The organism is Acinetobacter sp. GN11 (assembly GCF_054823985.1).
The window spans coordinates 1-14,897 of sequence record NZ_JRVL01000185.1 but is presented as its reverse complement, the minus strand read 5'-3'; the positions used below and the strand labels follow the sequence as shown (position 1 = coordinate 14,897).

The window sequence follows — 14,897 nt, the reverse complement described above, 5'->3', positions numbered from 1 at the left end:
GTTTACGTGTGGCTTATTACGTTCAAACTTGGCTTTAGCCATGATGATCTTCCTTTATAAACTGCTCATGCAGGGTCACTGCACGAGCGCTTGGTTTTTAACTAAGAATTAGTTTGGGCTTATAGTAATCGAAAGATTACTCGTCGTCACCTTTTTTACCGCCAGTCTGGAACTTAGCGATGATGCCTTCAGCCACGTTACGTGGAGTTTCAGCGTATTTAGCGAATTCCATAGAATAAGTCGCACGACCTTGAGACATAGAACGCATTTGGGTCGCGTAACCAAACATCTCAGCCAATGGAACTTCTGCTTTAATTGCTTTAGTTCCACCAGGAAGATCATCCATACCTTGAACCATACCACGACGACGGTTTAAGTCACCCATGATATCGCCCATGTAGTCTTCTGGAGTTTCTACTTCAACTTTCATGATTGGTTCAAGAAGGATAGGATCAGCTTTCATGAAACCGTCACGGAAAGCGTACGAACCAGCCATTTTGAACGACAATTCATCAGAATCGACATCGTGGTAAGAACCATCAAATAATGTCGCTTTGATACCCACAACAGGGTAACCAGCTAATACACCATTCTTCATACGTTCTTGAATACCTTTGTCAACCGCACCAAAGAATTCTTTAGGTACAGTACCGCCGACAACTTCTTCAGCGAATTGGTATTCTTTACCAGCTTCTTCAACATCCATAGGCTCTAAACGAACATATACATGACCGAATTTACCTTTACCACCTGTTTGACGAACGAACTTACCTTCTTGCTCAACAGTCTTTTTGATTGTTTCGCGGTAAGCAACCATTGGTTTACCAATGTTCGCTTCAACACCGAATTCACGCTTCATACGGTCAACGATGATGTCAAGGTGAAGCTCACCCATACCAGCAATAATTGTTTGACCAGATTCTTCGTCTGTACGAACGCGGAACGATGGATCTTCTTTTGCCAAACGACCTAAAGCAATTGACATTTTTTCTTGGTCAGCTTTAGTTTTTGGTTCAACAGCCAATGAAATTACTGGCTCTGGGAATTCCATACGCTCAAGTGTAATGATGTTTTTCTCATCACATAATGTATCACCAGTAGTAACGTCTTTAAGACCTACACACGCTGCGATATCACCTGCACGGATTTCATCAAGATCTTGACGTTCGTTCGCATGCATTTGCACGATACGACCGATACGTTCACGCTTAGATTTAACTGGGTTATAAACCGGATCACCTTGTTTAAGAACACCAGAATAAACACGTACGAATGTTAAGTTACCTACGAATTTGTCGTTCATGATTTTGAACGCTAACGCAGAGAACGGAGCTTCGTCAGATGCTTCACGAGACGCTTTAGTTTCGTCTTTATCGTCAAGAATACCTTCAATTGCTTTAACTTCTGTTGGAGAAGGTAAGAATTGAATTACAGCATCCAACATACGTTGAACACCTTTGTTCTTGAACGCTGAACCACAAAGCATTACTTGAATTTCAGATGCTAATGTACGAGCACGAAGACCAGCAATAATTTCTTCTTTAGAAAGATCGCCTTCTTCAAGGTATTTGTCCATTAACTCTTCAGATGCTTCAGCCGCAGCTTCAACCATCTTAGTACGCCAATCGTTCGCAGTATCAACGAGGTCAGCAGGAATATCACCGTATTCGAACTTCATACCTTGAGATGCTTCATCCCAGATAATCGCTTTCATTTCGATAAGGTCAACAACACCTGCAAACGTATCTTCTGCACCGATTGGCACAACGATAGGTACAGGATTACCACCTAAACGAGTTTTAACTTGCTCAACAGCACGGAAGAAGTTTGCACCAGTACGGTCCATCTTGTTCACGAATGCTAAACGAGGCACTTTATATTTGTTTGCTTGACGCCATACAGTTTCAGACTGAGGTTGTACGCCACCAACTGCACAGTAAACCATGCACGCACCGTCAAGAACACGCATAGAACGTTCAACTTCGATTGTGAAGTCTACGTGTCCCGGGGTGTCAATTACGTTGATACGGTGTTGTTCGAATTGGTTACCCATACCAGACCAGAAACAAGTTGTAGCAGCAGAGGTAATTGTAATACCGCGCTCTTGCTCTTGTTCCATCCAGTCCATTGTTGCTGCACCATCGTGTACTTCACCAATTTTGTGAGATACACCTGTGTAGAACAAAATACGTTCTGTTGTAGTTGTTTTACCTGCGTCGATGTGCGCAGAAATACCGATGTTACGGTAATTACTAATTGGGGTTTGGCGAGCCATGATGTCTACATTCCTAAATGTTATATTTAAAACAGGACGCATCAATTAAATTGATGCGCACAAATATCCAAGCAGGCAACTTAAATACCCGCAAAGCTCCCACTTTGATAAAGAGCAATGTTGAATCGAGCTGCGGTACGCATGAATATTCTCCTGATTAGGGACTGTTTTATCCGCTTAGAAACGGTAGTGAGAGAAGGCTTTGTTGGCTTCAGCCATACGATGCACGTCTTCACGTTTTTTGATTGCTGCACCTTTACCTTCAGCTGCATCAAGCAACTCACCAGCAAGACGTAAAGCCATCGTTTTTTCAGAACGCTTAGCAGCAGCATCTACTAACCAACGCATTGCTAAGGCAGTACGACGGGATGGGCGTACTTCCATAGGTACTTGATAAGTAGCACCACCAACACGGCGTGCTTTTACTTCAACCATAGGACGAACTTTTTCAAGAGTAGTCTCGAAAAATTCAACTGGGTCTACTTTGTTTTTTTCTTGAACACGTTCTAAAGCACCGTAAACGATACCTTCAGCAACAGATTTTTTACCATCTTGCATTACGTGGTTCATGAATTTAGCGATTGTTTGGCTGCTAAATTTTGGATCTGGAAGGATCTCACGAGCAGCGACTACGCGACGTCTTGGCATTTTAATACACCTAATAATATGACACTTCAGGATAATCCAGCAGTTTGTACAAGTGTCATGTACACGACGCTGGCCTTACTATACGTCGCTTGAATTACAAATCTATGAAGAATTCAAACAAGCGAAACGCTAAAGGGCTTATTGGACTAGTTTCCTAGAATTACTTCTTAGGACGCTTAGTACCGTATTTAGAACGTGATTGATTACGATCTTTAACACCAGCACAGTCTAATGAACCACGAACGGTATGGTAACGTACACCTGGTAAGTCTTTAACACGACCACCACGGATAAGAACAACACTGTGCTCTTGTAGGTTATGACCTTCACCACCGATGTAGCTAGATACTTCAAAACCTGAAGTTAAGCGAACACGGCAAACCTTACGCATAGCTGAGTTAGGTTTTTTAGGTGTAGTTGTATAAACACGTGTACAAACACCACGACGTTGTGGACAAGCCTTCAACGCAGGAACTTTGGATTTTTCAACCAAAGTCGTACGACCCTTACGGATCAACTGATTCGTTGTTGCCATATGGCAATTCTCCCGTTATTAAAAAACCTTAAAAAGAAAATACCTCTTTTTAAGGGCACATAATTGTAAGCTAAGATGCAAAAATGGTCAACATGGCAATACGTACCAAATGTTGACCATATCAATCTTTGACAGGATAACTTACAAATTTAAATAGAGTTCAGATTTTATTTTTAAAGCTCTTATTTGTAAGCGTATTGTTAAGAGTATTTTTTACCCTCCAATTCCTCTTCATCTTCGTCAGGAGTTAAAGCTGGTTTTTGCTCCGTATGCTCATGTTCCTCTACATGTTTATCAGCAAGTTGTTCGATACCTTGATGAACATTTTCCTGTATTTTCTCTTCACTCTTTTTACTTTCAGTAGGCTTTAAGACAATAGATACTTTTGAAATGACATCATGATTTTCTACTTTATGATGATGTGCAGCATGAATATTGCCATCTTCACCCACATTTAAAAGACGTGGGCTAGCCTTCTGGATGAGCGTAACCGCAGCATAGTAAGCCTGTAGCGGAGATAAATGCTCACTTGGATGTTCATTTAAATAATGTCTTGCAGCGCCAAAGATAGCCTGTGCTTTATGACCAACATCTTCTTGTAGTTTCCAACTATATACCGCGCTTAAAACAGCGCCAGCAACTGGTGTAACTTTACCAAAGGCTGAGAGTTTAGGAATACGATTTAACCAACTCCATTTAAACTCTCCATCTTCATCAACTAGCCATTTCTTTAAAGTATCTAAATCAGTAGTTGAACCTAACACTTGCTGAAATTGATGAATATCTTGTGTTTCCAACATATTCCGCAATGTTTTTAAAGCTAATAATAGAGTTTGCTTTTCGGCAATCAGGCTAATATCAACTTCTTTAAAGATAAATTCGACAACATCTTGGTCTGTAACTTCTAGAAGATCAAAGCCATGTGATCTTCCAGTCTGATAAATCGTTCTTAAAACCAACACAAGTGAAACAGGAATATCTACAGCAGCACCAACCACACCCGATACGCCAGTAATTGCTCCTTGTATTGTCGCAATTAATTTATTTTGCTCGATGAGCGCCTGACTTAAACGTTGAGAACGGCCCGTATCCTTTGTTAACTCAAACAAATCTTTAGCACCCGCTTCTTCTAAGATTTTTTCAGTTAAAGTGCTTTTTGAACTAAAGTCATTCAGCCAATCAAATAAATAGCCTGAGATTTTTTCATCCCAATCTGGGGAAAGAAATGTAGCCACACCATTTACTTTAGTAAAATGTCGCCCAAACACTTGCCGAGTTACTTTCGGCAATTGTTCACGTAGCATTTGTTGAGGACTTTCATATTGCTCAACTTCAAATGGGCTTTTAGTTCTCGATTTTCCTTCAACCGTTTTACCAGTTGGAATTGGTTCAATTACCTTACTGACATCACCTGTTTGGTTCTGTTGTAAGATACTCAATCCTGTAGAACTGAGCTTTTTAGCCACTCCGAAGACCTGAGAAAACAAATTGTCAGATTGATTATTATTAAATTTTGTCATCAAGTACCTCGATTTTTTAATTTATCTAATTAGACATAAATACTAGGTGGAATGTGGATTTATCTCAACTTGAATGTGTGTATTTTAGTTAACCCTAAATGCAACATACCATGTATTTAGTTATTTTTTTTAAATGTAAAATTGTCATAAAGATTTGCCATAAGAAATAAAAATCCTTTCTGCTATCATGTTAACAACGAAAAAACATGAGTCTTGTTTTCTTACAGCTATATTCTCCTATTCGTTTTCGTAGCTGTTGATCACGATCGACTCTTAATATCACCATAAAGGGACCTGTAGATGAAACGTGTTGTAATCACTGGTATGGGTATTAACTCATGTATCGGTAACTCTTTAGAAGCAGTTACTCATTCACTTCAAAATGGAATCTCCGGGACACGTTTTAACCCAACTTATGCTGAACTCAATTTTAAAAGTCATGTGAGTGCTGCTGCAGAACAAGATTTTGATCATATTGACCGTAAGTTAAAACGCTTTATGGGCGTATGTGCAATGTACGCTTACAATGCTGCTGTAGCTGCTGTTGAACATGCAGGTCTTACTGCTGAGCAAATCGGTGGTAACCCACGTTACGGTATCGCAGGCGGTTCAGGTGGTGGTTCAACTGCATCTGTTGTTGAAATGACAGAGCTTTTAGAGACTAAAGGTGCGCGTAAAGTAGGACCTTTCTTCGTACCACGCAACATGTCAAATACCATTACTGCAAACGTAGGTGTTGCATTTAAACTGCAAGGTATTGCTCATACAATTACGAGTGCTTGTGCAACTTCTGCTGACGCAATTGGTTATGCATACAACCTTATTCAACTCGGCAAACAAGACCTTATGCTTGCTGGTGGTGGTGAAGAAGATCATTGGTCTCAAAGTTTATTGTTTGATGCAATGGGTGCGCTTTGCTCGAAATATAATGAAACTCCAGAAACAGCATCTCGTCCATATTCAGCAGACCGCGACGGTTTTGTTATTGCTGGCGGTGGTGGTTTTGTCGTACTTGAATCACTTGAACATGCTCAAGCACGTGGTGCCAACATTTTAGCTGAAGTCGTTGGTTATGCTGCAAACAGCGATGGCGCAGACATGGTTGCTCCAAGCGGTGAAGGTGCTACACGTTGTGTATTAATGGCACTTGAAGAAGCTAAGCAACATGGCGTAGACAAAATTGACTATGTAAATACACATGGTACGTCTACTCCAGCTGGTGACATTACAGAACTTAAAGCAATGGAACGTGCATTTGGCGAAGGCAATGTACCTCCTCTTAGCTCAACCAAATCTATGACAGGTCATAGCTTAGGTGCAGCTGGCGTACAAGAAGCCATTTACTCAGTTCTAATGATGCAAAATGACTTTATCGCACCAAACATCAATGTGACTGAACTAGATGAAGGCGCAAAACCTTTTGATATCGTACTTGAAAAACGTGATGCAAAATTGAATACTGTAATGAGTAACAGTTTTGGCTTTGGCGGTGTTAACGCTTGCCTTATTTTCAAGAAGTGGGATGCATAATCCCACCTAGGATTATCGATGGATGCACCTTCTGATGCTTTTTTGTGGGTAAAAGCATTACATATTATTGCCGTGGTTTGTTGGTTCGCTGCTTTGTTCTACTTACCACGTCTATATGTTTACCATGCCATGAGTGAAGATGCTGCTAGTCATCAACGCTTTGTAGTAATGGAACGTAAGTTGTATCGTGGAATTATGTGGCCTTCTATGATTGCCACATTAATTACTGCTCATTTTCTTGTGGATTGGGGCGATGCAACTCGACATTACCATCAGGCAACATGGTTTTACCTTAAAGTAGCTTTAGTAGCTTTATTAGTCATCTACCATTTGATGTGTGGCTACTACCGTAAAAAACTTATCGGAAATGCTCACTACAAATCACATAAGTTCTGGCGCTTCTTTAATGAAATGCCAACCTTAATTTTATTTGCAGTTGTGATTTTAGTTGTCGTAAAGCCTCAGTTTTAACTGGGGCTTTTGCTCTTCTGAGCAATTTCTTTAATTTAGACAATAAAAACTCGCAGAGTTATCCATATATTTACCTTTGTCCAATCAAAAGCATAAAATCAGTACCCTCTTCAAGTTATACCCAATGAGTAACTCCGACCCTTTATTTACGAATGAGTAATCTGTACTATTCTAAAGAAATAGATGAACTCATTTAATGGCAAAGCTATGCTAACCCTTACTGCCCTTAAACGCTCAACCCAACAACAATTTATACTTCTTACACTTTTTATTTTTCGTCACTTAAAAAACTATCCGATTAGATATTTAACGGCTCAAGAAAAAGTATTAGCACAACTCGTATTCGGTGACCTGCTCAATTGTGAACAACCTAAAATTATTGCTACTCGCTACCTTCCTTGGCAGTCTTGCGGTATTTTTATGGCACCAAACGGAAATATTTATGTCAATTCTTCCGATTACAGTGAAAATTACGCTCTAGAATCTAAATTTATGCAGGGTATTTTTATTCACGAACTCACTCATGTCATGCAATATCAAAAAGGTATTCATGTACTACTTAAAGGTGCATTGCTGCAATCGGCCTATTATCTTAGCTTTAAAAGCTACAATCCCTATAAATACACCTACTCTCCTCACAAGGCGTTTAGCTCTTATAACATTGAACAACAAGGTGAAATTGCCCGTGACATTTGCTCTGGAAAAATCCCAAATATTATCTGTTCACCGCAACTTCATTTGTAACCAAATAATCAATTTTTCTTTGAGCGTAACATTTCTTGCTTAATGTAAATTAGAATTCTTATAAGTCAGAAATACTTACCTAAACTAGAAAATCACGCTTACTTAATTCAAATTATTGAAAATAATATAACGCGCTTATTCCAAATTGGCTTGTGATAAGGCAGTATACAAACAATAAAAATAATGAAGCCTGTTTCTATTCTATACAGAAAATCTCGTTATTTTTACGCAGAAAATATGTGATTGGTATATATTATTGATCTTGACATTTTTGTTTACTATTTTAATTGTTTACTATCGCACCATACACATCGTTGAAAAATTATATTTATAAAAATCAACACTGTGTGTATCTATATTCGTTATGATCTAGGATTAGGTTTGAATGAAAAGTTTTAAAGTTGCCCTTGCTCAGTTTTCTCCGCATATTGGCAATATTGACTCAAACACCAAAAAGATGATTGAGCAAGTAAATCAGGCGAAAAAACAAAACGCTGACCTGATTATTTTTCCCGAGCTTTCTGTTATTGGTTATCCAGCTGAAGACTTACTGCTACGTCCAAATTTAAATAAACGTATGCAAAAGGCTTTTGCTCAACTTGCCGAAGTTAAAGATATTGTCATGGTTTTCGGATTTGTAAACCAGACAGAAGATGGTCAACGTTATAATTCTGCTGCCGTCATGAAAGACGGTCAAGTTTTGGGTGTTTTTAACAAACACAATTTACCAAACTATGGCGTCTTTGATGAAAAACGTTATTTCCAAAAAGGACATCAGCATTTGGTGTTTGAATATCTTGGACATAAGTTTGGCGTATTGATTTGCGAAGATATCTGGTCAATTAATACCGTAAAACAGTTAAGCCAATTAAATGTTGATACAGTTCTTGTATTAAATGCATCGCCATACGAAGTCGGTAAACCACAGCACCGTACACAAACCTTAAGTGAACTTGCAAAACAACTTCACCTCAACATTGTGTACGTTAACCAAGTGGGCGGCCAAGATGATTTAATTTTTGATGGCACAAGTTTTGTCAGCAATAAAGATGGTGGAATTGCTTTACAAGCACCAAGCTTTAAAGAAGACCTTTACATCGCTGAATTTGACCCAAAAAACAAATCATTTAAAGTCACGGAATCTGCTCCTGCTTTAGAAACATTTGCAGAGATCTATCAAGGTTTAGTGCTGGCAACACGTGACTATGTAGAGCGTTCAGGCTTCCCAGGTGTAATTTTAGGTTTATCTGGCGGTATTGATTCTGCCCTTACACTTGCTATTGCTGTTGATGCAATCGGTGCAGAAAAAGTACAAGCCGTAATGATGCCTTATACTTATACTTCTCAAATTAGTGTAGAAGATGCGGCTGAACAAGCTCGTCGTATGGGTGTAACTTTCGGTATTGCTGAAATACATTCAGTTGTAAATAGCTTTATGCAAACCTTGTATCCTTTCTTTGGCAACTCACCAGCAGATGCAACCGAAGAGAATTTACAAGCGCGTGCACGCGGCACATTACTCATGGGCTTATCAAATAAATTTGGTAATTTAGTACTCTCTACTGGCAACAAGTCTGAGCTTTCAGTTGGCTACTGTACACTTTATGGTGATATGGTTGGTGGTTTTGCAGTTCTAAAAGATGTTTATAAAACTATCGTGTTTGAATTAGCGAAATACCGTAATAGTTTAAGTGAAACTCCTGTTATTCCTGAACGTGTTATTACTCGTCCACCTTCAGCAGAACTTCGCCCAGACCAAAAAGACCAAGACTCTTTACCAGCATATGATGTATTGGATGCCATTCTTTACGCATACATTGAAGAAGATTTAAGTCAGGCAGATATTATTGCCAAAGGTTTTGATAAAGAAGTAGTTGAAAAAGTCATCCGTTTAGTTGATCGTAATGAATATAAACGTCGTCAAGGCGCGATTGGGCCGAGAATTACTTCTCGTGCATTTAGTCGTGAACGACGTTATCCGATTGTCAACGGTTGGACAGCGAATGACTGAGCAGAAAAACTCATCAAAAACTACAGCACTTGCTCAAGCACTTTTGCTTGAGCAGGTGGAATTTTTCAAAAAACAATTATCTATAGAAAACTCACCTATTTATTTCCAGCAGTTCATTCAACTCTTTATGCAACATGCTGACGAAATCAAGCTGCATGAAGTTGTTGATTTAGAGCAACTACAAGCCGTTGTGAAACGTTATGCTTTTGAAATGCAGCTAGGTGCTGGTTTACTTGAGTTTATTGGGGAAATTGCGCAGCGTATTTATCTATCTGCTATGAAGTCTCCAATTCAGCTACAAGATTTGGTATCTGACCACCAATTTGAAATGTGGCTCTCCAAATTTTTAGAAATGGAACATATTCCTCTTTATCTCAATCAGTTTTTAAGAAGCAGCCCTTCTGTACAACAACTTTGCCAATATATTGCAACCTCAACCTTAGAACAAAAATTACCAAAATTTCTAAGCGCATCTAGAGTTGATGACTACCACTTTGAGTGGCAACATAAACTCAAAAAATTCTCCTTTCTACAGCAACAACGTCTTGAGCATAAACTTGAAACTTGGATTGCCAGCTTTATTCATGAGCAACTCACAGAATTAAGTCTTTTATCGAGTGAAGATTTAGAAAGTCTGATACGACATGTCTGGGAAGATCTTAGACATAAAAAAATGTATGAGTTTATGAAACAGTTAACTCCTCTTGATGTTGAAGAGTTCTTTGTTTTAATTTACGAATACTGGAAAGAATTACGCCAGTCACAATTTATGCAAGATCTTATTCTGTATGGCGTAGAAGTTTTTTATGAATTTTATAAAGACGAAAGTTTATTTGAAGTATTAAGTGAGATTGGTTTAACTGAAACCGATTTACAAACTGAAGCCTTACGTTTTTACCCTAAGGTCATGAATGCCTTTAATGAACACGGTATTTTAGAACCGTTACTTCAAGCGATTTTAGCCCCTTTTTATCAAAGCTCAAAAACACTCGATACGATTGAAAAACATTTTAATATGTAAAAAGCAGATAAAAAGAAACCATGCATGAGCATGGTTTTTAAAATGGTGGCTATGACGAGACTTGAACTTGTGACCCCCGCATTATGAGTGCGGTGCTCTAACCAACTGAGCTACATAGCCGTAAACTGTGTGGGCATTATCTATAGTTCTGTATAGCAGGTCAAGAGTTCAAAACCATTAAACTCCATCAAATGAACAAATAAGATTCAGATCATCATTATTTGTTCATTTTTTAGCAGATTCGCACTTTAAACAATTGATCAACCAAAGAAATATATTAGAGATCTAATACTAGTTTTTTTCCTTTTGCTCTTGATACACAAATCATCATGCTCTTTTGTGAAGCCTTTTCTGCATCACTTAAGTATTGATCGAAGTGCTCGGCTTCACCTTCTAAAATAGCAGTTTCACATGTACCGCAAACCCCTTCTCGGCATAAACATTCCACATCAATATTTAATGTTTCTATGGCTTGTAAAATTGTCTGATTACTTTGTACTTCAATTTCCTGATTGGACTTAGCAAGTATCACTGTAAACGCTTCACCATCTTCTGGAACTGTTGAAGCAAATTGTTCCCAGTGAATATATTCATCGCGGTAACGATGCTTGTTACAACAATCAATCACAGCATCAATCATTGGTTTCGGCCCACAAACATAGACATGTGTACCTTTAGGTTGTGATGAAATCAACTCATCGAAATTTAATGCGCAACCTTCTGAATCAACATAACTAAACACGTGCTCAGCATGTTTCTGCTTTAACTCATCTAACAAAGCCGCGTGTTCAGGTGAGCGATAAGCATAATGTAGCTCAAACTCAGCACCGCGTGCTGCAAGCTCATCCATTTGCGGCAAGAATGGTGTATACCAATTCCGGCTGCAATTGAATATGCTTATTACCTGCTTCAGCTAACGAAAATAAATTTTTAAATATTAATAAGCTAATAAAAAAATCAAAAACACCTCATCACTATAAAATCGATCTTTAGAATTATGTTTAATCAAAAAATGAGCATAAAAAAAGACCACGCAGGAGCGTGGTCTATAAAATGGTGGCTATGACGAGACTTGAACTTGTGACCCCCGCATTATGAGTGCGGTGCTCTAACCAACTGAGCTACATAGCCGAAAACTGTGCGCGCATTATCTTTGTTTCTTTAATGCACGTCAAGAAAAATTTTAAATAAATTAGGTGAAGTGAGCCTATAAGCCGGGTTCTGTCGAGGATGGTCATTCCTCTAGGCGTACAATCACTCATACGCTCAAGCGACCTACCCGAATCCAGTACGGGCCGTACCTCAGGATTCCTATTTGGTCTTGCTTCTGGTGGGGTTTACCATGCCGTGAACTGTTACCAGACACGCGGTGCGCTCTTACCGCACCCTTTCACCCTTACCTCACGAATGAGGCGGTCTACTCTCTGCTGCACTTTCCGTCGGCTTTCACCGCCCAGGCGTTACCTGGCACCCTGCCCTATGAAGCCCGGACTTTCCTCCCCTGCTTCAGTCACGAAGACCTCCACAGCAGCGACCATCCAGCTCACTTCAGGGGCGCATATTAACAAATTTATTTACTAATTGCTCGTGCTTTTTTGAGCAATTAATTTTTTATATTTGTCGAAGAGCTGTTCTTCAGTTTCCTCATACTGCGGATCTTTAGGAATACAATCTACAGGACAAAACAACTGACATTGCGGTTGGTCATGATGACCAACGCATTCAGTGCATAAATCTGGATGAATTTCATAAATCACTTCACCCATGAAAATTGCTTCATTCGGGCAAACTGGTTCACAAACATCACAGTTTATGCATTCATCGGTGATATATAACGACACGTTACCAACCTTGTTGATGTTTACGTTCAAAGGCCTCAACCACAGCTTGCGGAACAAACTTGGTTACATCCCCTTTTAAACGAGCAATTTCCCGAATCAATGTCGAAGAAATAAATGAATACTGCTCAGATGGTGTTAAAAACACCGCTTCAAAATGTGGGTCAAGTTGACGGTTCATATTGGCAAGTTGAAACTCATATTCAAAATCAGAAACCGCTCTCAAACCACGAAGTACTGCTGTTGCCTTTTGCTCTCTGAAAAAATTAACCAGCAAACCATCAAAGCCGACAAATTCAACATTTGATAGATGGCTTAATGAGCTTTGGGCCAGTTCAACTCTTTCTTCTAAACTGAACAAAGGGTTTTTATGATGTCCAATTGCAATTGCTACGACAACCTCATCAAACATTCTTGATGCTCTAGTAACTAAATCAACGTGTCCATTCGTGATGGGGTCAAATGTTCCAGGATAAATTACACGCGTTTTAGACATCCGCTAGTACTCTAATTATATTGTGAACCTATTTTAGCAAAAGTTATACATGAGGCGAAATATTCATGTGCAGGAAAAACTTCACCTTAGCATCAGTTTACGGCACAATAGACATAATTGTGGAAGTTTGAATTATGGCGAAAGCAACAGTAGTAAAGAAACATAATGGCGGAACAATCGCACAAAATAAACGTGCCCGTCATGATTATTTTATCGAAGAAAAATTTGAAGCAGGCATGTCACTTCAAGGTTGGGAAGTCAAATCCTTACGTGCTGGACGTATGACTTTGACTGAAAGTTATGTGATTTTCAAAAATGGCGAAGCATTTTTACTTGGCTCACAAATTCAGCCTTTATTATCAGCTTCGACTCATGTTGTACCTGAGGCAACACGTACCCGTAAGTTATTGCTCTCCCGACGTCAGCTTGAACACCTAATGGGTGCAGTTAACCAGAAGGGTTACTCATGCGTTCCTTTAGCGTGTTACTGGAAAGGTCATTTAGTTAAACTGGAAATTGCGCTTGTGAAGGGTAAACAGCTTCATGACAAACGTGCAACTGAAAAAGACCGCGACTGGCAACGTGATAAAGCTCGTATATTTCATAAGTAATAAAAAAACCTTTAAAGTTAACTTTAAAGGTTTTTTTATGTCACTTTGAATTTAGCAGAATTTTAAATTACCGTAACAGTTCGGTGCAAAAGTTTGATTTTTAAGTTGTAAATCTTTCAATGGGAAATTCACAATCGTATTGGGTAGTTTAACTTCGCCAACTGCCAAGTCTTCACCAAACAAACAATTTAAAAGATTACATCTCACTGGGTTTGCGGTTAAATAACCACTAATTGGACCAACCACCTGCTTTAAAACGTCATTAGTTATTTCAATTTGTTTACTTGGCGTCACATTGCCAATATCAATTTCATCATCAAAAGCCATCCACCAACCACGTTCTGCTGCTGCATCTGCACCAGGCCAAAATATTTGTTGGCCTTGCAAAGAAAGTGAGAAAGGATTATTTAATTCAATTTTATGAATAAATCCAAGATTTTGATCAACAGTCAATGCAGCTCTTAATCCGGTAATGCTACCTGTTACATTTTTTTGTAAATTTAATAGGCCAAGTGCTGCATTAATAGAAGCTTTAAGATCTCCTGAGAAGTTAAGCTGATCGATATTTGCCACCCCGTTCAGCATGACATTATTCATTCGTGAACCAGAAATGACTTGTCCATTAATAACAATAGGTGCAGTGGTCTGTTGTAATTGCAAATTATAATCAGATGAATTAAATCCTAAAGGGATACAAATTCCGATACATGCATTCACAGTTCCATCAATGGTCTTGCCAGTATCTTGATAAGACATATTACGAGCAGCGGTATAAGCTAAACCAGTAGTATCTTTAATTTTCAAATAACCACTTAAGCTATTAATTCCATTTGGCGTTTCTGAATTTTCAAGCCCCATAGTCAATAGGCCCACAACCTTTTCCGCACTTAGACGGAAACCTTTAATTTCTCTCAAAGCTGCGCTGTCTGGATTTTTAATTGCAAATTCAATAAATGGATTACTAAAAACAGCCGAAGATGAAGCTCGCCCCTCACTTGTATCGCTTAAACCACTTAAACTTAAGTTATCAATATCAATATCACACCCACCTAAACCGTTTACTCCGCCACACCCTAATTGCAACTTATTAACATTGGCATTTAGTTCAAGATTGGCCTCTAAACCTAATTTATAAAAGCCAATATTTTGCTGATTCATCGAAGCATCAGCTTGTTTTGGGTCAGTGTAGGTAAATGA

13 protein-coding genes, 2 tRNA genes, 1 other RNA gene and 1 pseudogene are annotated in these 14,897 nt (G+C 38.8%); 6 read left to right on the top strand and 11 right to left on the bottom strand.

Annotation, left to right across the window (positions count from 1 at the left end):
* Nucleotides 1-136: 136 nt before the first annotated feature.
* The 4 genes from fusA to NL42_RS15270 all read right to left on the bottom strand — a co-directional run bounded on the left by fusA (nucleotide 137) and on the right by NL42_RS15270 (nucleotide 4,978).
* On the bottom strand, nucleotides 137-2,275 hold the full coding sequence (gene fusA, locus NL42_RS15285) for an elongation factor G (protein ID WP_461313386.1): 2,139 nt from the start codon (nucleotides 2,273-2,275) through the stop codon (nucleotides 137-139).
* 177 nt (nucleotides 2,276-2,452) lie between these two features.
* Complete coding sequence (gene rpsG, locus NL42_RS15280; RefSeq protein ID WP_004638185.1) at nucleotides 2,453-2,923, bottom strand: 30S ribosomal protein S7; 471 nt, start codon at nucleotides 2,921-2,923, stop codon at nucleotides 2,453-2,455.
* Between the two features lie 160 nt (nucleotides 2,924-3,083).
* Complete coding sequence (gene rpsL / locus NL42_RS15275) at nucleotides 3,084-3,458, bottom strand: 30S ribosomal protein S12 (protein ID WP_002050319.1); 375 nt, start codon at nucleotides 3,456-3,458, stop codon at nucleotides 3,084-3,086.
* Nucleotides 3,459-3,658: 200 nt separating this feature from the next.
* Complete coding sequence (locus NL42_RS15270; RefSeq protein ID WP_461313385.1) at nucleotides 3,659-4,978, bottom strand: EcsC family protein; 1,320 nt, start codon at nucleotides 4,976-4,978, stop codon at nucleotides 3,659-3,661.
* 300 nt (nucleotides 4,979-5,278) lie between these two features.
* Between NL42_RS15270 and NL42_RS15265 the strand changes: the two genes are divergently transcribed.
* The 5 genes from NL42_RS15265 (at nucleotide 5,279) to NL42_RS15245 (ending at nucleotide 10,755) form a co-directional block, all read left to right on the top strand.
* Nucleotides 5,279-6,508, top strand: coding sequence for a beta-ketoacyl synthase N-terminal-like domain-containing protein (locus NL42_RS15265; protein WP_004641618.1), 1,230 nt, complete (start codon nucleotides 5,279-5,281; stop codon nucleotides 6,506-6,508).
* An 18-nt stretch (nucleotides 6,509-6,526) separates the two neighbouring features.
* The gene (gene hemJ, locus NL42_RS15260; protein ID WP_461313384.1) at nucleotides 6,527-6,979 is read left to right on the top strand and encodes a protoporphyrinogen oxidase HemJ; all 453 of its coding nucleotides are present in this window, start codon (nucleotides 6,527-6,529) and stop codon (nucleotides 6,977-6,979) included.
* 183 nt (nucleotides 6,980-7,162) lie between these two features.
* Nucleotides 7,163-7,723 carry a hypothetical protein gene (locus NL42_RS15255; protein ID WP_461313383.1) on the top strand — a complete coding sequence of 187 codons (561 nt, stop codon included), beginning with the start codon at nucleotides 7,163-7,165 and terminating at the stop codon, nucleotides 7,721-7,723.
* 385 nt (nucleotides 7,724-8,108) lie between these two features.
* Nucleotides 8,109-9,734: an NAD+ synthase gene (locus NL42_RS15250; RefSeq protein WP_461313382.1), complete on the top strand. Its 1,626-nt coding sequence runs from the start codon at nucleotides 8,109-8,111 to the stop codon at nucleotides 9,732-9,734.
* A complete protein-coding gene (locus NL42_RS15245; protein WP_461313381.1) occupies nucleotides 9,727-10,755 on the top strand; it encodes a hypothetical protein in 1,029 nt (342 codons plus the stop codon). Before NL42_RS15250 ends, NL42_RS15245 begins: the two co-directional genes overlap by 8 nt.
* 43 nt (nucleotides 10,756-10,798) lie before the next feature.
* Here NL42_RS15245 and NL42_RS15240 read toward each other — a convergent pair.
* The 6 genes and pseudogenes from NL42_RS15240 to coaD form a co-directional block, all read right to left on the bottom strand.
* Nucleotides 10,799-10,875: transfer RNA gene (locus NL42_RS15240), tRNA-Met, on the bottom strand.
* A gap of 157 nt (nucleotides 10,876-11,032) precedes the next feature.
* Nucleotides 11,033-11,687 (bottom strand): annotated as a pseudogene (cntB, locus tag NL42_RS15235) (carnitine monooxygenase, reductase subunit CntB); the annotation flags it as partial.
* A gap of 122 nt (nucleotides 11,688-11,809) precedes the next feature.
* Nucleotides 11,810-11,886 (bottom strand) — tRNA-Met (locus tag NL42_RS15230).
* Nucleotides 11,887-11,949: 63 nt separating this feature from the next.
* An RNA gene (rnpB, locus tag NL42_RS15225) (RNase P RNA component class A) lies at nucleotides 11,950-12,305 on the bottom strand.
* Nucleotides 12,306-12,332: 27 nt separating this feature from the next.
* Entirely contained in the window at nucleotides 12,333-12,596 is a 264-nt protein-coding gene (locus tag NL42_RS15220; protein WP_461313380.1) for a YfhL family 4Fe-4S dicluster ferredoxin, read from the bottom strand.
* Between the two features lies 1 nt (nucleotide 12,597).
* Nucleotides 12,598-13,089, bottom strand: a complete 492-nt coding sequence (coaD, locus tag NL42_RS15215) for a pantetheine-phosphate adenylyltransferase (RefSeq protein ID WP_016139061.1) — start codon at nucleotides 13,087-13,089, stop codon at nucleotides 12,598-12,600.
* A 134-nt stretch (nucleotides 13,090-13,223) separates the two neighbouring features.
* On the opposite strand from coaD, the gene smpB reads away from it, so the two are divergent.
* Nucleotides 13,224-13,700, top strand: coding sequence for an SsrA-binding protein SmpB (gene smpB / locus NL42_RS15210; protein ID WP_004641603.1), 477 nt, complete (start codon nucleotides 13,224-13,226; stop codon nucleotides 13,698-13,700).
* A 51-nt stretch (nucleotides 13,701-13,751) separates the two neighbouring features.
* Here the strand turns inward: smpB and NL42_RS15205 are convergent.
* Nucleotides 13,752-14,897 (bottom strand): hypothetical protein (locus tag NL42_RS15205; RefSeq protein WP_461313379.1); only part of this gene is annotated, 1,146 nt, incomplete at its 5' end.

Coding starts and splice junctions, on each gene's coding strand:
- NL42_RS15255 (WP_461313383.1), top strand. CDS start 7,163: ATGAACTCATTTAATGGCAAAGCTATGCTAACCCTTACTGCCCTTAAA.
- NL42_RS15270 (WP_461313385.1), bottom strand. CDS start 4,978: ATGACAAAATTTAATAATAATCAATCTGACAATTTGTTTTCTCAGGTC.
- NL42_RS15265 (WP_004641618.1), top strand. CDS start 5,279: ATGAAACGTGTTGTAATCACTGGTATGGGTATTAACTCATGTATCGGT.
- rpsL (WP_002050319.1), bottom strand. CDS start 3,458: ATGGCAACAACGAATCAGTTGATCCGTAAGGGTCGTACGACTTTGGTT.
- smpB (WP_004641603.1), top strand. CDS start 13,224: ATGGCGAAAGCAACAGTAGTAAAGAAACATAATGGCGGAACAATCGCA.
- fusA (WP_461313386.1), bottom strand. CDS start 2,275: ATGGCTCGCCAAACCCCAATTAGTAATTACCGTAACATCGGTATTTCT.
- hemJ (WP_461313384.1), top strand. CDS start 6,527: ATGGATGCACCTTCTGATGCTTTTTTGTGGGTAAAAGCATTACATATT.
- NL42_RS15245 (WP_461313381.1), top strand. CDS start 9,727: ATGACTGAGCAGAAAAACTCATCAAAAACTACAGCACTTGCTCAAGCA.
- rpsG (WP_004638185.1), bottom strand. CDS start 2,923: ATGCCAAGACGTCGCGTAGTCGCTGCTCGTGAGATCCTTCCAGATCCA.
- coaD (WP_016139061.1), bottom strand. CDS start 13,089: ATGTCTAAAACGCGTGTAATTTATCCTGGAACATTTGACCCCATCACG.
- NL42_RS15250 (WP_461313382.1), top strand. CDS start 8,109: ATGAAAAGTTTTAAAGTTGCCCTTGCTCAGTTTTCTCCGCATATTGGC.